Source organism: Haloferax sp. AS1, assembly GCF_014530665.1.
In the GTDB taxonomy this organism is placed as follows: Archaea; Halobacteriota; Halobacteria; order Halobacteriales; family Haloferacaceae; genus Haloferax; species Haloferax volcanii.
Window position 1 is genome coordinate 1,859,113 of record NZ_SPSA01000001.1, and the last position, 16,759, is coordinate 1,875,871.

At 70.3% G+C, this 16,759-nt stretch carries 15 protein-coding genes; 7 read left to right on the top strand and 8 right to left on the bottom strand.

What is annotated here, in order from left to right:
- The first annotated feature begins 28 nt into the window (after positions 1-28).
- The 6 genes from E4P24_RS09900 (at position 29) to yciH (ending at position 7,209) form a co-directional block, all read left to right on the top strand.
- On the top strand, positions 29-985 hold the full coding sequence (locus E4P24_RS09900; RefSeq protein WP_004062958.1) for a MoxR family ATPase: 957 nt from the start codon (positions 29-31) through the stop codon (positions 983-985).
- A gap of 5 nt (positions 986-990) precedes the next feature.
- Positions 991-2,019: a DUF58 domain-containing protein gene (locus tag E4P24_RS09905; protein WP_188148430.1), complete on the top strand. Its 1,029-nt coding sequence runs from the start codon at positions 991-993 to the stop codon at positions 2,017-2,019.
- Positions 2,016-4,265, top strand: coding sequence for a DUF3488 and transglutaminase-like domain-containing protein (locus tag E4P24_RS09910; protein ID WP_115861178.1), 2,250 nt, complete (start codon positions 2,016-2,018; stop codon positions 4,263-4,265). Before E4P24_RS09905 ends, E4P24_RS09910 begins: the two co-directional genes overlap by 4 nt.
- A gap of 52 nt (positions 4,266-4,317) precedes the next feature.
- Positions 4,318-5,625: a hypothetical protein gene (locus tag E4P24_RS09915; RefSeq protein WP_188148431.1), complete on the top strand. Its 1,308-nt coding sequence runs from the start codon at positions 4,318-4,320 to the stop codon at positions 5,623-5,625.
- A 165-nt stretch (positions 5,626-5,790) separates the two neighbouring features.
- Complete coding sequence (locus E4P24_RS09920) at positions 5,791-6,849, top strand: hypothetical protein (protein WP_115803334.1); 1,059 nt, start codon at positions 5,791-5,793, stop codon at positions 6,847-6,849.
- Positions 6,850-6,915: 66 nt separating this feature from the next.
- Positions 6,916-7,209, top strand: a complete 294-nt coding sequence (yciH, locus tag E4P24_RS09925) for a stress response translation initiation inhibitor YciH (RefSeq protein WP_004041826.1) — start codon at positions 6,916-6,918, stop codon at positions 7,207-7,209.
- A 122-nt stretch (positions 7,210-7,331) separates the two neighbouring features.
- Here the strand turns inward: yciH and E4P24_RS09930 are convergent, their stop codons facing one another.
- The 8 genes from E4P24_RS09930 to E4P24_RS09965 form a co-directional block, all read right to left on the bottom strand.
- Positions 7,332-7,697 (bottom strand): rhodanese-like domain-containing protein, encoded by a 366-nt coding sequence (locus tag E4P24_RS09930; RefSeq protein ID WP_115861175.1) that lies wholly within the window; start codon positions 7,695-7,697, stop codon positions 7,332-7,334.
- Positions 7,698-8,261, bottom strand: coding sequence for an NUDIX hydrolase (locus tag E4P24_RS09935; RefSeq protein ID WP_115861173.1), 564 nt, complete (start codon positions 8,259-8,261; stop codon positions 7,698-7,700).
- Positions 8,258-8,779 carry a DUF5809 family protein gene (locus tag E4P24_RS09940; protein ID WP_188148432.1) on the bottom strand — a complete coding sequence of 174 codons (522 nt, stop codon included), beginning with the start codon at positions 8,777-8,779 and terminating at the stop codon, positions 8,258-8,260. Before E4P24_RS09940 ends, E4P24_RS09935 begins: the two co-directional genes overlap by 4 nt.
- Before the next feature lie 24 nt (positions 8,780-8,803).
- Entirely contained in the window at positions 8,804-9,322 is a 519-nt protein-coding gene (locus tag E4P24_RS09945; protein ID WP_004041830.1) for a DUF5810 domain-containing protein, read from the bottom strand.
- Between the two features lie 268 nt (positions 9,323-9,590).
- The gene (locus E4P24_RS09950) at positions 9,591-9,938 is read right to left on the bottom strand and encodes a HalOD1 output domain-containing protein (RefSeq protein WP_006601138.1); all 348 of its coding nucleotides are present in this window, start codon (positions 9,936-9,938) and stop codon (positions 9,591-9,593) included.
- A 161-nt stretch (positions 9,939-10,099) separates the two neighbouring features.
- Positions 10,100-13,303, bottom strand: coding sequence for a bacterio-opsin activator domain-containing protein (locus E4P24_RS09955; RefSeq protein WP_188148433.1), 3,204 nt, complete (start codon positions 13,301-13,303; stop codon positions 10,100-10,102).
- 82 nt (positions 13,304-13,385) lie between these two features.
- Positions 13,386-13,874 carry a ribosomal protein S18-alanine N-acetyltransferase gene (gene rimI / locus E4P24_RS09960; RefSeq protein ID WP_006601140.1) on the bottom strand — a complete coding sequence of 163 codons (489 nt, stop codon included), beginning with the start codon at positions 13,872-13,874 and terminating at the stop codon, positions 13,386-13,388.
- Positions 13,875-14,027: 153 nt separating this feature from the next.
- Positions 14,028-15,992 carry an aconitate hydratase gene (locus E4P24_RS09965; RefSeq protein WP_188148434.1) on the bottom strand — a complete coding sequence of 655 codons (1,965 nt, stop codon included), beginning with the start codon at positions 15,990-15,992 and terminating at the stop codon, positions 14,028-14,030.
- Between the two features lie 272 nt (positions 15,993-16,264).
- Between E4P24_RS09965 and E4P24_RS09970 the strand changes: the two genes are divergently transcribed.
- Positions 16,265-16,738: a deoxyuridine 5'-triphosphate nucleotidohydrolase gene (locus E4P24_RS09970; protein WP_004041836.1), complete on the top strand. Its 474-nt coding sequence runs from the start codon at positions 16,265-16,267 to the stop codon at positions 16,736-16,738.
- Positions 16,739-16,759 lie beyond the last annotated feature (21 nt).

Below are 16,759 nucleotides of genomic sequence, written 5' to 3' on the forward strand. Positions count from 1 at the left end.
GACGGTCGGCGGGGCATCCGGGATATCAATGACTGATGCACATGCAGACGCCGACTTCGACCCCGCGCCCTCGGTCGAGGCGGTGTCGGACCTCGCGACACGAATCTCCGAGAACGTCGAACGGGTCATCGTCGGCCACCACGACGCCATCGAAGACATCATCGTGGCGCTGTTCGCCCGCGGCCACCTCCTGTTGGAGGACGTGCCGGGCGTCGGCAAGACGATGCTCGCCCGCGCTATCGCCACCTCGATAGAGGGGGAGTTCGAGCGCATCCAGTTCACGCCCGACCTCCTCCCGTCCGACGTGACGGGCGTGAACGTGTTCAACCAACAGACCAGCGAGTTCGAGTTTCGCGAGGGACCGGTCTTCGGGAACGTCGTCCTCGGCGACGAGATAAACCGCGCGCCGCCGAAGACGCAGGCCGCGCTCCTCGAAGTCATGGAGGAGCTTCAGGTGACCGTCGACGGCGTCACCCGCCGCGTCCCCGACCCGTTCACCGTCATCGCCACGCAGAACGACGTGGAACCCGACCGGACGTACGACCTCCCGCTGGCCGAACTCGACCGGTTCATGAAGAAGATTCACCTCGGCTACCCCAACGAGGCCGAGGAGACGGAACTGCTCGGCCGCGTCTCCGGCCACCATCCCATCGAGTCGCTCGAACCCGTCGCATCGGCGGGCGACGTGCGCGACGCCCGCGAGCGCATCCTCGACGTGACGGTGAGCGAGCCGGTCCGCAGCTACGTCTCTCGGCTCGCCGCCGACACCAGAGCGCGCGCCGACCTCGGCGTGAGCCCCCGCGGCTCCATCGCCCTCGTCCGCGCCGCGCAGGCCCGCGCCGCACTCGACGCCCGCGACTACGTCGTCCCCGACGACGTGCAACGCGAGGTGCGGAGCGTCTGGGCCCACCGCATTCGGACGACCGACGAGCGCGCCGGCCGCGACGTGGTCCAGCGGGCGCTCGACACCGTCCCGGTCGAGTGAGACCGATGCGGCTCACCCTCCGCGGCTGGGTCGCCGTCGCGGTCGTGGTCGTCGGCGTCGCCAACGCCGTCGCCTACGGCCCGCGGGCGCTCAACGCCGTCGTCGTCCCGGTCGCCGTCGGCCTCGTCGTCGGCGCGGTGCAGGTCTGGCGCGTCTCGCCGCCCCGCGTCGAACGCGTCGCGCCCGACGACGGCTTCCCCGGCGAGACCCACACCGTCTCGCTCGATATCGACGCCGACCGGCCGTTTCCGGCCACCGTCACCGACGCGCTGTCGCCCGGTCTCGACGGCGACACCGCGGTCGATTCGGTCGTCGGTGACGGCCGCATCGACTACGAAGTGACCTACCGCGGTCGCGGCCCGGCGACGCTCGGTCCGGCGACCGTCGTCGCCCGCGACATCCTCGGCCTGTTCTCGACGTCGTTCACCGCCGGCGGGACGACCGAAGTGCTCGTCTTCCCGCGGGTCCGGTCGCTCGGCGCGACCGCCCGCCGCGACCTCTCGGCACTCGCGGACGCGGGGCGAACCGACGAGCGCGCCGAGTTCGACCGCCTGCGGGAGTACGTCCCCGGCGACCCGCTCCGCGACATCCACTGGAAGTCGAGCGCCAAGTCCGGCGACCTCGTGGTGAAAGCCTACGCCGACCGGGTCACGGCCGACGCGGTGCGCGTCTCGGCCGGCGCGACCGACGGCCACGAGGACGACGCGGCGGAGGCGGCCGCGGCGCTCTGCTGTGCGCTCCTCGACGCCGGGGTTCCGGTCCACCTCACCTCGCCCGCGGGGGTCGTCGAGGCGACGCCCGGCGACCGACGGCGCGTCCTCGGCCACCTCTCGCGGCTCCGCTCGGGGTCGGTCCCCGACGAGACCGCCGCGGTCGTCGTCAGCGGCGACGCCGGGAAGACCCGGGTCGCGCTCGGCGGCCGCGAGACCACGTTCGACCGCCTGCGCGCCGACGGCGACGCAGTGGGTGGGTCGAACCGGAATCCGGCGAGTCGCGTCGGAACCCGCCGACCCGACTCGGGGGTGTCGGCGTGACGGTCGCCGGCGAGTCGTCGTCTGCTTCTGCCGGCTCGACGAACACCGTCTTCGGCGTCCCCGCGGGCCTCCTCGCCACGGCGGCGTCGTTGGTCCTCATCGGCGCGTTCCTCGCGGTCGTCTACGACATCACGGACGTCGTGGGTCGCCGCGACCAGTTCGTCCTCCTCGCGGCGGGCACGCTCGGCCTCGCTACCGTGGTGGGGTGGACGCTCCGCCCCAGATACGCGCTCGGCCTCGCGGTTCTCATCGCCGGCGGCGGCTTCGCGGCGTACTTCCTCGCGCTCCCCGAGAGCCAGGTCGCGCTGCTCTCGCCGGAGCGCCTCCTGGCCGACACGTTCGCGCTCCTCAGCGGCCTCTCGGCGCTCCGGCTCCTGTCGGCCGACGTGTGGGCGCTCGCGGTGACGCCCGGCCCGGTGTTCCTCGCGTGGTATCTCGCGGTCCGCGGGCGAATCGCGCCGGCCGTCGCGGTCGCCGGGAGCGGCCTCGGCCTGTTCGTCCTCACCACCGACGCGACGGGGACGCTCACGCTCCTCGGCGTCGGCGCGGGCATGGCCGCGGTCGGCTTCGACGGCATCGACCGCTTCGGGAGCGCCGGCGGCCAACTCGACGTGCTGACAATCGTCCTCGCCGCGATGGTCGTGCTCTCTGCTACCGTCACGGTCCTCCCCGGCGCGGGCGGGTCGCCGGTCATCCCCGACGGGGGCGTGGCCGAGGAGCCGACCGTCGAAGCCAGCCTCGTGAGCGCGGACGACCGCATCTCAATCGTCGGGAGCATCAGTCTCTCGCCGCAGGTCCGCTTCGAGGTCCAGAGCACCTCGCCGGACTACTGGCAGACCGCGACGTTCGACCGCTACACCGGCGACGGCTGGGTCAGGACCGGCGACACCCGCGACTACGAGGGCGGCCGGTTGACCGGTCCCGAAGGCCCCTCGCGGCTGGTCCGCCAAACCGTCACGCCGGCGACGCCGCTCGATTCGATGCCCGCGGCGTGGCGGCCCGTCGCCGTCTCCGGCGAGGTCGAAAACGAGACGCTCGTCACTCAACAGGGGAACCTCCGGCCCGACCGCACCGTCGAAATCGGGGAGACCTACAACGTCACGAGCGAGGTCCCGCAGCACACCGCGGCGTCGCTCCGGCGGACGGGAACCGACTACCCCGACGAGATACGCGAGCGGTATCTCGCGCTGCCCGACAGCACGTCCGACCGCGTTCGCGACCGCGCCGCCGAAATCGCGGGCGACGCGGAGACGCCCTACGACAAGGCCGTCGCGGTTGAGGAGTGGCTCGAAGCCAACAAGGAGTACTCGCTTCGGGTGTCTCGACCCGACGGCGACATCGCCGAGTCGTTCCTCTTCGAGATGGACGCCGGCTACTGCACCTACTACGCCTCGACGATGGTCGTGCTCCTCCGCTCTGAGGGCGTCCCCGCGCGGTTCGTCACCGGCTACACGACCGGCGAGCAGGTCGGTGACGACCGCTACGTCGTCCGCGGCCTCGACTCCCACGCGTGGGTCGAAGTCTACTTCGAGGACACCGGCTGGGTGCGCTTCGACCCGACGCCCGCCGGCCCCCGAGAGGACGCGGAATCGACGACGCTCAGCGACGCCCGCGACGAGGGCCAGACGGGCATCGACACCGACGAGACGGACGCCGAGTCCAACGAGACCGACGAGCCCACGCCGACCGCGACCGACACCGAGACGCCGACCGAAAACGGGACCGAGACGAACGCGACGCCCGCCGGCGGCAGCCCGCCGGGCCCCGGTATCGACGAGCGCCTCGGCGTCACCCCCGCGGGCGACGGCGCGGCCGAAGACGACGAGGGCGGCGGCCTCCTCCCCGAACTGCCGTCTCGGGAGACGCTGTTCGTCGGTCTCGTCGGCCTCCTCGGCGTCGCCGCCGGCGTCAGGCGAACGCGGCTCCCGGCGCACCTCCGGTTTGCGACCGCGGCGTACCAGCGGCGCACCGACTCGCCGGCCGCCGACGTGTTCCGGGCGTACGACCGCCTCGAACTCGCCCTCGAACGCGAGTACCGGCCGCGTCGCCCCGGCGAGACGGTCAGGGCGTATCTCGACTCGCTGTCCCGCGTCGGCGTCGACGAGCGGACCCGACAGGTCGGCCGCCTCTACGAGCGCGCGAAGTACGGCGACGGCGTCACCCGCGCCGACGCCGACGAGGCCGTGGCCGCGGCGAACGCCGTCGTCCGCGGTCGTCTGCCGCTCGTCAGACGCTGGACGGACTGAGCGGCACGAAGAACCGCGTCACTTTTTCTGCGTGCGCTCGCACGAACGCCCAATGGCGACACGAGACGCTGTCTTCGCACTCCTGTGTGCCGCCCTCTGCGTGCTCGCCGTGGTCGCGCCGACCGCGGCCGCACAGGAGAGCACCGCGAGCGGTCCGGGCGTCGAACCGCTCGTCCAGCAGGGCGTCGAACCCGACAGCACGCGAATCGTCGTCGAGGTCTCCGAGCGCGGCGACGCCCGCTGGGAGATTCAGTACTGGACCCGGCTCGACGACGAGAACACGACCGAGGCCTTCCGGTCGCTCCAAGACGACGTGCGGGCCAATCCCGACGACTACACCGCGGCGTTCGCGGAGCGCATCGCCTCGACCGTCGGGGCCGCCGAGAACGCCACCGGCCGGGAGATGGCCGCGACGAACGTCTCGGTCGCCGCCGAGACGCGGTCGCTCCCCGATAGCTTCGGCGTCGTCAGCTACTCCTTCGAGTGGTCCAACTTCGCGGCGGTCGACGGCGACCGACTCGTCGTCGGCGACGCCATCGAGGGCTTCTTCCTCGACAGTAGCTCCCGGCTCATCCTCTCGTGGCCCGACGACTACGGCGCGACGACCGTCGAGCCCGCGGGCGACGAGACCCGCGAGAACGCGGTCATCTGGCGCGGAACCCAGACCGAGTTCGTCTCGGGCGAGCCGAACGTCGTCCTCGAACGCGGCGCTGGCGGCTCGGAACCCTCGGCGACGCCCACGCCCACACCGACGCCGGGCGACTCCGAGACGCCCGCCGCGGGCGACGACCCGTTCCCGACGACGACCGCGCTCATCGCACTCGCGCTCGCGCTCGTCGTTCTCGTCGGTGCCGGCGCGGTCTATCTCCGCTCGCGGGGCGCGCTCGGCGGCGGCGACGGCGGTGCAGGTGCAGTCGACGCGACCGGCGGGACGGACGCCGACGCACCCGCCGACTCGACCGCCGCGACCGCGGACGAAGCCGGTTCGGAACCGGCGGCCGACGACGCCGCGACCTCGCGGGCGACCGCCGATGTCGGTGAAGATACCGCCGCCGCCGACGATACCGACCAGTCCGACGCGAGCGACGACGGCGAGCCGAGTCCGCCGCCGGAACTCCTCAGCAACGAAGAGCGCGTCCTCCGGCTCATCGAGTCCCGCGGGGGCCGCATCAAGCAACAGGAGGTCGCCGGCGCGCTCGACTGGACCGACGCGAAGACGAGCAAGGTCGTCCGCGGGATGCGCGACGAGGGGACCATCGAGGGCTTCCGCCTCGGCCGCGAGAACGTCCTGCGACTGCCCGAAGACGACGACGGAGGCGCGGACGCCCCCGACGACGACGGCGACTCGAACGGGGTATAAATTTCTTACGACCGTTTCGGTCGGTGGTCAGTTCCTAATCGGGAGACGGCGTCGCCCCGAACGCGACTCTCAAACTGCCGTTGACTGGGGTTGATTCGGGGGCACGACCGCACGCTTATATCGGAACGGAGTTCCAAAACGAGGGTGATGAGTCGACGAACCGCTGTGCTCGCCGTCGCTGCCGCCGTGTTGCTGGCGACGGTGGGCGCACCGCTCGCTCTCGCCGCCTCGGCCGGACCGACGGGAACGGCGGCCGCGGCCACCGATGGTTCGGTCGCCGCGCCCGTCGCACAGACGACCGCGAACGACAGCGCGACCACCGACACGGCGGGCAACGACAGCGCCGCGTCGTCGGAGACGCTTCCCGGGCAGCGCCTGTCCGCCGTCATCGGCGTACAGGGCTCGGAGACCAACGGCGAACTCGAACGCCGCAGCTTCGACGCGCGCTTCGCGAACGCGAACTCGAACGCCTCGAAGGCCGCGGTCGTGGCCACGCAGGTCGAGACGGTCCGCGAGCGCCTCACCGAACTCGAACAGCGCAGGGACCGCCTCGAAGCCCAGCGCGAAAACGGGACGCTCTCCGAGGGCCAGTACCGCGCGCGACTGACCCGGACGGTCGCCGACATCGAGCGCACTCGGAGTATGCTGAACCAGACGACTGACGCCGCCTCGACGGTCCCCGCCCAAGAGCTCTCGGCCCGCGGCGTCGAGACGGCCGAACTCGACCGGCTCCGCACGAACGCGAGCGAACTCACCGGCCCCGAAGTGGCCGAAATCGCCCGCGGAATCGCGGGGAACCCCGGCAAGGGCATCGGCCGCGAGCGCGCCGCAAACGAGACGGAAACCGACGCCGGCGGACGACCCGACGACGCGGGGCGGAGTGACGCCCCGGGAAACTCGCGTTCTGAGGCGAGCGACCGCGCCGCGGACGCCCGCGCCGACGCCGGGAACGCGACCAACGGAACCGAGACCGACGGAAACGCAACTAACGGAACCGTGACCGATGTGGCCGGTGGCGAATCCGACGGGGCCGCCGACGGCCCGGACCGCGGCAACGCCCCGGAGACGCCGCCCGGGAACGACAAGCGGGCGAAGGACGCCGACGGGAGCGATGTCGCGGTACCCCCCGCCGACGAGCGGTCCGACGACGATACGACCGCGACCGACGACGATACGACGGACGACGAATCGGAAACGTCGTCCACGGACGACTCGGGCGCTTGAGGGCGCGGACGGCGACCCCGCCTCCCGATACTGTTTAATATCCCCATCTTGTAGGTCCACACTGTAATGTCGGAAGTCTGCTCGACGTGCGGGCTCCCTGAAGAGCTCTGCGTCTGCGAGGACGTGGCGAAAGAGTCTCAGGAGATAGTCATCCGCATCGACGAGCGCCGCTACGGAAAAGAGGTTACAGTCATCGAGGGATTCGACCCGAGGGACGTCGACATGGACAGCCTGTCGTCGGACCTCAAGTCGAAGTTCGCTTGCGGTGGAACCGTCGAAGACGATTCCATCGAACTCCAAGGCAACCACCGCGGCCGCGTGGAGGACTTCCTCCGCGAAAAGGGGTTCAACGTCGCGTGACCGACCTCTGAGTTAGCCCGCCGTCGAGATTTTTTCGAAGCAAGTCAGCGCGCGCGAGCCGTTAGTCCGCCAATTCCCCGACCGTTCGCGTCTCCAGTCGCGTCACCGCCCAGCGACGCCGTTCAGTTCCTCTCGTCGCCGTCTTCTTCGTCGCCGTCCGCACCCTCGTCGAGGCCCTCTTCGAGCGGGCCGTCCCACGCCGCGAGCCCGCCGGCCATGCTCTGGATGCGGGCGTCTTCGGTCCCCTCGTAGGCCGACAGCAGGCGGACGGCCTGCACGCTCGCCTCGCCCCGCGGGCAGACGGTGACGATGCGTTCTGCGCCCGCGACGCGGTCGAGATGCGAAACGAGGTTCGAAAGCGGGACGTTGATGCTCCCCGGCACGTGCCCGAGCGCGAACTCCGCCTCCGTGCTCACGTCCACGACGAGCGGCGGGTCCTCGCCGTCGAGGAGTTCTTCGACTGCTGCGGGGGAGACCTCGTCGACCATTTACAACAGGCCCTCGTCGCGGGCGAAGAGCACGCCCTCGACGGTCGCGTCGTTCGTCGGCGGTTCGGTCGCCCGCTCGATGGCTTCCTCGACCGACACGGCGCGGACCGAGAGGAACTCGTTGTCGTCGAGGTCGCGCTCGACCGGCGTGAGGCCCTCGGCGAAGACGAAGCCGCGGCGGTGCCGGAGGACGCCCGTCGAACACCACACGTCGCCGATGACCGACGCCGAGTCGGCGGCGAAGCCCGTCTCCTCGCGGAGTTCGCGCACCCCGGCGTCGGTGAACGACTCGCCCTTCTCGACGACGCCCGCGGGCAGTTCGAGCTGCGTCTGGCGGATGTTCGGCCGGTACTGCTCGACGAAGACGACGTGGTCGTCCGCGACCGCGACGACGACGACCGCGGTCGCCAGTTCGGCCCAGTAGTAGCGCTTCGTGGTTCCGTTGGGCTGTTCGACGAGGTCGTAGCCGCCGGTGAACCAGCCGGTGTCGTACTCGGTTTCGGACTCCAGTACGCGCCACTCGGGGTCGGGCAGGCGCTCGTGTCGGCGGCCGTCGTCGGTCATCGGTCCGCTCCGGTCGCGTCGCCGTCGGTCCCTGCGGCGTCGGTCGCGGTGTCGTCGTCGGCTCCGGCCGACGCGTCGTCGTCGCCCTCGGCTTCCTCTCCGAGCAGCACGTCGCGGTAGACGCGGCCGAAGGCGTTGCGTCGGAGCGTGCTGACGGCGGCGTCCTCCTCGTTTTGGAATGTCGTCGCCAGCACCGTCTCCGCGAAGGGGACCGCGTGCCACGCGACGCGCTCTACGTCGGGGTTGCCGAGTTCGACCACCTCGTACTCCTCGTGGGTCGAACGCCAGTCGTCGAACTCGGCGCGCGTGCCGACCGTGACCGAAAGCGACTCCGCGAACAGCGCGTTCCGGACGGTCTCGATTACGTCGCCGGTGACGCGTTCGCTGTACTCCTCGCGGTCGAACTCCATCGCCTTGGCCGTCTCGCGGACGACCACCTGTGCGGTCGGTCCGACGCGGTCGAAGGCGGCCTCGGCCTCGTCGAGCGACGCCGGCGCAATCGTCCCGTGGGTTTCCATCGCCAGTCGGTTCGGGGTCCGGACTTACGACTCTTTCCTGTCCGCGCCGTCGGTCTCCTCGCCGCGGTCGTCGGCATCGGTGGCGTCGCGGGCGTCGTCGCCGTCCCGCGGCGCGTCCTCACGCTCGCCGTTCTCGCCGTCCTCGCCGTCGTCCGCGACCATCTCGCGGGTGAGCGACTGCGCCTCCTCGAAGATGCGCGCGGCGTCACCCGACAGCGACTCCGACCCGCCGGCCCCGCCGAACGGTTGCGGCTGTCGGTCGGGGATGTCGTGGTCGTGTTCCTGTCCGTGCGGGTGAGCATGGCCGGGGCCGCCCGTGCGGTCGACCGTGTCTTCGAACACCTCGTCGAACTCGCGTTCCTCCGCGAGGTCGGCCACGAGCGGGCCGAGCGAGTCGGCGTTCAGGTCGGCCCACTCGGGGGCGTGTTCGTCCAGCCACGTCTCGTGGTCGTCGCCGTGGACGATGGCCTGTAACGCGAGGTGGTTCGCGAGGTGCGTCTCGTCGCGTTGCGGCGCGTCGCAGACCGGACAGGCGTATCCCATGCCCGCCGGTAGCGGCTCTGTGTACCAAAACCCGTCGCACTCTCGCGTCGTTCCGTGCCGCGTCGCGTTGCGGCGCACCGTGTCGCGGCGCGTCGCAGCGCGTCAGCGTCGTCGGCGTCGGTCTCGAAAGAAATGGAGCCGCCTCGCCCGCGTGGTGATGATGGTGGTGGGTGCGGGCGGCGGTCGGCAGTCGCGGCACCCCCGTGGAGTGCCGCGTCGTGTGGTGGTTGTGGTGGTGGGATTACCGATTCGTTCGTGTGTCGATGCGTCAGGCGGGCGTGACGATGACCGTGCCGTCGGCCCAGACGGTCACGTCGCAGGCAGCGTACCGGAACCCGATTCGACCGCGAGCGGGCGCTATCGACCCGCGAGTGCCGCCGTCGGTCGCCGCCACCCGCGCCAGCGGGGCGAACAGTTGACAGAGCGCGTCGGGGTCGATAGCCTCGGACAGCGGTGGGAGGTCGATGGCGTCCACGCCGTGCAGTTGAGCGGTCGCGGTGACGACCGTCACCGCCAGAGTGTCTCGTCCGCTCCAGTCGTGTCGGGCGACGACCTCGTCGGTCGACCCCGTATTCCATCCCACATCGTTGCCCGGTAACACGCGAGTTTCGTCCATAGTTCGGTTCGCGCCGGCGCCTCGCCGACATCCGCACCGATGACGCTCGCGGGTATATCGGTCGCTGCTATCCAACTAGTGGTGACGCGCGCGCCACCTCTAGGTACCTAGAACCGTAACTGAAAATCAGTTGGTATCGCTGGTCTACACGTGGTACGTCGTCACTCGAAGACGCGTTCGACCAGTTTTCGCTCGGCCGCGCGCAGGTGGTACTGGTAGGTCGGCGCGCTGATGTCGAACGTCTCGGCGAGCGTCTCGGCGGTGCTGCGGCGCGGCCACTCGTAGAACCCGGCGAGGTGGGCCGCCCGAATCGACTCGTGCTGGCGGCTCGTCCACGCCGCGCGCATCTCGGCGGCGAACGTCTGGGGCGACTCGGCCCCGGCGGCGGTCCGCCGCGACAGCAGACTCGTCCCGGGGTAGTTCGAGTCGAGCGCGTCCACGAACGACCGGACTCGGACGCGCGTCGGAACCTCGGCGGTGAGCGTGGTCTGGGTGGGCGTCGCGTCGAGCGCGCGGAGCGTCGCCTCCGAGGCGTACAGCGTCTCGAACAGCGACTCCCGCGGGAGTCGGAGTTCGAACAGCGACCCCGAGTCGTCGGTCGAGACGTGGCGCACGCGCGTCGCGATATCTCCCCCGGCGGCGACGACGTCTTCGGGCTCCGCGTCGCTGGCGACGAACGCGATGACCGAGCCGTCGGACTGCGGGATGACGCCGCTGAGACTCACCGCGCGGCCGACCCGCCGGGCGAGCCGCGATATCGACAGCCGGTCGCCGCCGAGCCGTACCTGTACGCTCGTCCGGCGCTCGGTCAACATGGCGTCGGCGCGCCCCGTGGCCGCGAGCGCGTAGCCGACCGACTCCCCCAGTTCGGTGAGCAGGCCGTCGTCGTCGAAGGCGCTCGCCCCGGTCGCGTGGACGACGAACAGCGCCTCCACTTGGCCGTCAGCGACCGCGGGGATGACCGCGATGGCTCGGAACCCGTAGCTGAGGGCGTCGCCGCGGTGGTCGGCCCACGCGGGGTCGTCGAGCACGTCCGCGACCACCTGTTTCTCTCGGCTCTCCACGGCGGCTTCGAGCAGCGAACACAGCGGGTCCGCGGTCGCCACCTCACCGAGCCGGTCGGCGTAGGCGGTGTCCGCGCCGTGGACCGCGTCGCTCGGCGGGCGGTACGCCTCGTCGATGTCGCTGACCTCGGCGTGCCAGACGACCGTGATACCGTCGGTGTCGACGAGGTGTTCGGCAACTTCCGACAGCGCCGCGCCCCGGGTCGGCGCGCGGATGAGCGACTGGTTGATGTTCCGGATGGTCTCGTTGATTCGGTCGAGCCGGGTGAGCGCCTCGTTTTGGGCCTCGAGCCGGCGGTCGCGCTCGCGGAGCTCCGCCTCGGCGTCGATGCGTTCGAGCAGCTCCTCGACGGTCGCGGAAAGCAGGTTCACGAGCTCCACGTCGACCTCGTTCGGCGCGACGGTGCCGGGATGGCCGGTGACGAGCACGCCGTGGCGACCGAGCGGCGCGGCGATGACGCGCTCGACGCCGTCGACGACGCCCCCGTCGGGCGCGAGTTCGACCACGCGGACCTCGCCGGAGACGAACGCGTCCCAGACGCCGCCGCGGTCGAGGCCGCCGTCGAGCGGTTTGTCGCCGAGGCCGGTCCCCGCCGCGCCCACGCGGACGAGACTCGTGTCCGCCTCGTCGAAGACGAACAGTTCGGTTCGGGCGTCACCGAGCACCTCGTCGCAGGCGTCGGCGGCCGCCCGGAGGACGGTCTGTCTGTCGGTCGCGCCCATCATCTCGCGGGTCCGGTCGTGGAGCGTCGCCAGCAGGCGCTCGTAGCGGTGTCGCTTCGTCACGTCGCGGAGGACCCCGACCGAGCCGACCTCCTCGCCGCCGACGACGAGCGGCGTTCGGTGGTTCTCGACCCGGACGACCTCGCCGTCGGGCGTCCGGAGTTCGAGTTCGACGATGCCTCGCGACGTGGCCGCGAACGCCTCGTCGCTCCCGTCGGTCGCGGTGGCGTGCTGGGCGAGCAGGGCCGTCGACGAGCCGATGACGCGGTCGCGGTCGAGTCCGGTGAGCCGCTCGAACGCCGGATTGACGGCCGCGAACCGCCCCTCGTCGTCCAGCGCGTACACCGCGTCGGCGACGGCCGCCAGCATCCGCCCGTACTGCTCGGCTTCGACCTCGTGTTCCAACCGCTCCGTGATGTCGGTGAAGTAGACGGACAGCCCCGTCTCGGAGGGGTACGCTCGAACCGCGTACCACGTTTCGAGGCGCTCGTAGTAGGTCTCGAAGGTCGCGGGCTCCTGTCGCTCCATCGCGCGCTCGAACTCCTCGCGGAAGACGCTCGCCTCGGGGACCGAGTCCCAGATGCGCGTCCCCAGCACCGCCGCGGCGGACATCCCGAGTCCGTGTTCAGCCGTCGAGTTGACGTACGTGACCCGCCAGTCCGCGTCGAACCCCATCACCGCCTCGTCCATCCGCGCTAACACCTCCGAGAGCGCCCCTTTGAGCTCGTGACGCTCGCTCGCCGCGCCGACGACGGCCGCGATGTTCTCCAAGAACAGCACGTCGTCGTCGCAGAACTGCCCGCAGGCGACGCCGTGGACGTTGATGACCCCCCAGCAGGTCCCGTCGCCGCCGATGGCCGCACTCATCCCGCTTTTCGGTCCCGACGGGACGCCGTCGGCCGCGCGCTCGAAGCGCTCGTCGGCGTCGAAGTCGTCGACGAGCGTCGAACGGCCGGTCCGGTAGGTCTCGGCCGCCTGCGTCCCTCCGACCGCGGCGGGTCCGTGACTCCGGTCCGCCGACCAGCCCGCGGCGGCGGCGACGCGAAACGCGCCGTCGTCGAGCCCCTCGAAGATGGTGACGGAGTCCGCGTCGAGCACGTCGCGGACGCGACGCGCGGCGTGGTCGAGCGTCGAGTCGAGGTCGGCGGCGGTCAGCGCCCGCGTGCCGACTTCCGAGACGACGCGCTGTTGTTCGATGCGGTCTCGGTGGTCCCGTGCGAGGCTGCACTCGCCGAGCGCCCGCTCGACGCGAAAGGCCAGCCACGGCATCGTCTCGGGGTCGTCGTCGCGGACGACGTAGTCCGTCGCGCCGGCTTCGACCGCGCGCGCCGCGACCTCGCGGTCGGCGGCCGCGACGACGACCGGGATGTCGATACCCTGCGCGTAGATGTCGCGGACGAACGCCCCCTCGTCACCGGTCGTCGTGGGTGCGGTGAAGACGACACACGAGACGGCCGCGGCGGCGACGAGCTCCGCGCGCGCCGCGGCGGGGGTGCGAACGTGGCGGACGACCGTCGTCTCGTCGAGCGACGACAGCGACGAGTCGAGCGACGCCGCGAACGCGTCGTCGTCACTCACACAGAGGACGGTGGGGGGCGGTAACACAACTCGTGTACGCGGCTCGTCGTGATAAGCCCTCGTTCGACCGTCTGCGGTCCTGTCAAGCGCTTTGCCACTCGGCTACGTCGAGGACCATGACGTACGCGTCCTCGCCGTCGCCGTAGTAGCTCGGCACCCGGCGGGCGGGTTCGAAGCCGAGGCTCCGGTAAAGGCCGATTGCCGGCTCGTTCGAGGCGCGGACTTCGAGTTTCACGACGGTCGCGCCCGCGATGGCCATCGCCGTCAGCGACCGGACGAGCAACCGCCGGCCGAGGCCGTTGCCGCGGGCCGCCGGGCGGACCGCGAGGTCCTTCACGTGGCCGATGTCGTTGCCGTGGTTGGGCATCACGTCGGCGACGACGTAGCCGAGCACCTCGTCCCCGCGGGCGGCGACGAGGAACGCCGGCTCGTCGACGAACATCTCGAACGCGGAGTACGGCCACGGCTCGGAGAAACAGGTCCGCTCGATGCGGAGCACGTCGAGGAGGTCCGCCCGGTCGACTCGCCTGACGACCGCGTCGTCGGCGAGCGCGTCGTCGAACGCCGTCACGCCCGGCGCTACGTGGTTGGCACGCAAAAGCCCGACGGCACGGGCCTGCGGGAATCGGGAGGAACGCTCACGGTCGCGGGCGGGTCCCCCCGCCGGCCGCGCGATGGCCGCCGCTCGCCGCGCGAAAAAGTGAGAAGGTGGTGTCGGTCGCGTTCAGTCGTCCGCGGGGGCAGCGCCGCCCTCGGCCTGCTGCTTCGTGAGGGGGAGCTTGCCGCCGGCGGTGAGGATACGACGCTCGCGTTCGGAGGCGTGCAGGTTCGCCGTCGCTTCCCAGTCGTCGTTCACGCGGATGGTGAACTCTTCCTGGCCGGATTCGACGGCTTCGGCAACGTCGTCGACGATTTCGACGTCGTCGCCCTGCTCGATCTTCTCGTACGTCTCCTCGTCGATGGCGAGGGGGACGATACCGAAGTTGAACAGGTTCGCCTTGTGGATGCGAGCGAACGACTGCGCGAGGACCGCCTCGATGCCGAGGTACATCGGACACATCGCGGCGTGTTCGCGGGAGGAACCCTGACCGTAGTTCTCGCCCGCGACGAGGACGCCGGAGCCGGCTTCCTTGGCGCGCTGGGCGAACGTCTCGTCGACGCGCGAGAGCGTGAAGTCCGAGAGGCGCTCGATGTTCGAGCGGAACTTGAGGATGTCGGACGTCGCCGGGATGATGTGGTCGGTCGTGATGTTGTCCTCCATCTTCAGGAGGGTCTCACCCGAGATGTCGGAGCCGAGGGGGTCCTGCAGGGGAACTTCGCCGATGTTCGGGCCCTTGATGAGCTCGTCGTCGATGGCGTCGTCGGCGTAGATGAGGTCCGTCTTCGAGCCGTCGTACTTGTCGGGGAGTTCGACGCCGGGGGCGTCGAGGCCGAGCTCGTCGGCGAGGTCGCGCGGGTCGACGATTTCGCCCTTGAGCGCCGCGGCGGCGGCGACCTGCGGCGAACAGAGGTAGACGTTGTCGTCTTCGATGCCCGAGCGGCCCTCGAAGTTGCGGTTGAAGGTGCGCAGCGAGACGGAGTCGGAGGCGGGGACGTGGCCGATACCGATACACGGGCCACACGTCGCCTCGGAGACGTTGACGCCGGCCGCCATCATCTCGGCCGTCCAGCCCTCGCGGGCGAGCATCTCGCCGGCCTGCTTCGAACCGGGCGCGACGATCATCTCGAGGTGCTTTGCGACCTCCTGGTCCTTGACCATCTTCGCGGCCGGGAGGACGTCCTCGTAGCCGCCGTTGGTACAGGACCCGACGAGGACCTGCTCGACCGTCTCGCCGGCGACTTCGCGGACCGGCACCACGTTGTCGGGCATCGACGGGCAGGCGATGAGCGGTTCGAGCTCGCTGAGGTCGATGACGATTTCGTCGGCGTATTCGGCGTCGTCGTCGGCCGTCAGCTCGACGTACTCGTCGCCGCGGCCCTGACGTTCGAGGTAGTCTTTGGTCTTCTCGTCGGTCTCGAACAGCGACGAGGTGGCACCGAGTTCGGTCCCCATGTTGGTGATGGTGGTTCGCTCGGGCACGGTGAGCGATTCAGCACCGGGGCCGGTGTACTCGAAGACCTTGCCGACGCCGCCCTTGACGGTCTCGCGGCGGAGCATCTCGAGGATGACGTCCTTCGCGGAGGACCACTCGGGGAGCTCGCCTTCGAGGCGGACGTTCACGACTTCGGGCATCTCGACGTAGTACGCGCCGCCGCCCATGGCGACGGCGATGTCGAGGCCGCCGGCACCGATGGCGAGCTGGCCGAGGCCGCCGGGGGTCGGCGTGTGGGAGTCCGAGCCGAGGAGCGTCTTGCCGGGCGCGGCGAAGTTCTCCTTGTGGACGTTGTGGCAGATACCGTTACCGGGGCGGGAGAAGTGGGCACCATATGTCCCGGCCGCGGAACGGAGGAAGCGGTGGTCGTCCGTGTTCTTGAAGTCGAACTGGTAGGTCTGGTGGTCGCAGTACTGGGCCGCGAGTTCGGTCTGGGCCTCGTCGAGGTCGAGCGCCTCGAACTGGAGCCAGACCATCGTCCCGGTCGTGTCCTGCATCAGGACTTGGTCGATTTCGATTCCGATCTCCTCTCCGGGGGTGAGGTCACCCTCGACGAGGTGGTCCGAGAGAATCTTTTCCGTGAGCGTCTGTCCCATAACACCCGAACGTCGATGGTCCTCGGATATAAATCCCGCGTACTTCCCTATCTTCGAACGTGAACGATAGCGCCGTCTCTGGATTTCTAGCGTCTAAGGGCCATTAAACTCCTTGTTGGTTCTCCAATGTGACTGGTCACCGCGGGGGTCGTCACCGCCCCCACCGCGGGCGTGTTTCGGCCCCGTCGCGGCGCGGGAATCGGGGTGGCGTTCAGGCGGTGATGACGGTCGAGGTTCGGCACAGTTTTGCGCCCGCTGGCCGGGGTTCGGATATGCACCGCGCTGGCTCGTTCGTCGCACAGCACATCTCGCCGGTCACGGCCGAACAGGTCCAACCCAACGGCGTCGACCTGACGCTCGAAGCGGTCCTCGAACAGGTCGAACCGGGTCGCCTCGGTCGCGAGGGAAAGACCGTCGGGGAGCGCCGCGCCCTCGACTGCGCCGACCCGGACACCGAGACGTACCGACTCGACCCCGGCGGCTACGTCCTCCAGTACGCCGAGACGGTCCACATCCCAGAGGACCACGTCGGCTTCATCTACCCGCGGTCGTCGCTCATGCGGAACTCCTGTATGCTGAACACGGCCGTCTGGGACGCCGGCTACGAGGGGAAAGGCGAGGGCCTCTTGGAGGTCCACCACCCGGTCGAACTCGAACGCGGCGCGCGCGTCGCCCAAATCGTCCTCGCGGACGCGACTCACGACGAGACCTACGACGGCAGCTATCAGGGCGAACGGACCCGCTGACGACCGCCGACCGCGACTCTC

Excerpts from the sequence above, each read along its gene's own strand:
- E4P24_RS09915 (WP_188148431.1), top strand. The coding sequence starts at position 4,318 with ATGGCGACACGAGACGCTGTCTTCGCACTCCTGTGTGCCGCCCTCTGC.
- E4P24_RS09940 (WP_188148432.1), bottom strand. The coding sequence starts at position 8,779 with ATGGAAACCCACGGGACGATTGCGCCGGCGTCGCTCGACGAGGCCGAG.
- E4P24_RS09930 (WP_115861175.1), bottom strand. The coding sequence starts at position 7,697 with ATGGTCGACGAGGTCTCCCCCGCAGCAGTCGAAGAACTCCTCGACGGC.
- E4P24_RS09945 (WP_004041830.1), bottom strand. The coding sequence starts at position 9,322 with ATGGGATACGCCTGTCCGGTCTGCGACGCGCCGCAACGCGACGAGACG.
- yciH (WP_004041826.1), top strand. The coding sequence starts at position 6,916 with ATGTCGGAAGTCTGCTCGACGTGCGGGCTCCCTGAAGAGCTCTGCGTC.
- E4P24_RS09950 (WP_006601138.1), bottom strand. The coding sequence starts at position 9,938 with ATGGACGAAACTCGCGTGTTACCGGGCAACGATGTGGGATGGAATACG.
- E4P24_RS09965 (WP_188148434.1), bottom strand. The coding sequence starts at position 15,992 with ATGGGACAGACGCTCACGGAAAAGATTCTCTCGGACCACCTCGTCGAG.
- E4P24_RS09900 (WP_004062958.1), top strand. The coding sequence starts at position 29 with ATGACTGATGCACATGCAGACGCCGACTTCGACCCCGCGCCCTCGGTC.
- E4P24_RS09970 (WP_004041836.1), top strand. The coding sequence starts at position 16,265 with ATGCACCGCGCTGGCTCGTTCGTCGCACAGCACATCTCGCCGGTCACG.
- E4P24_RS09935 (WP_115861173.1), bottom strand. The coding sequence starts at position 8,261 with ATGACCGACGACGGCCGCCGACACGAGCGCCTGCCCGACCCCGAGTGG.
- E4P24_RS09905 (WP_188148430.1), top strand. The coding sequence starts at position 991 with ATGCGGCTCACCCTCCGCGGCTGGGTCGCCGTCGCGGTCGTGGTCGTC.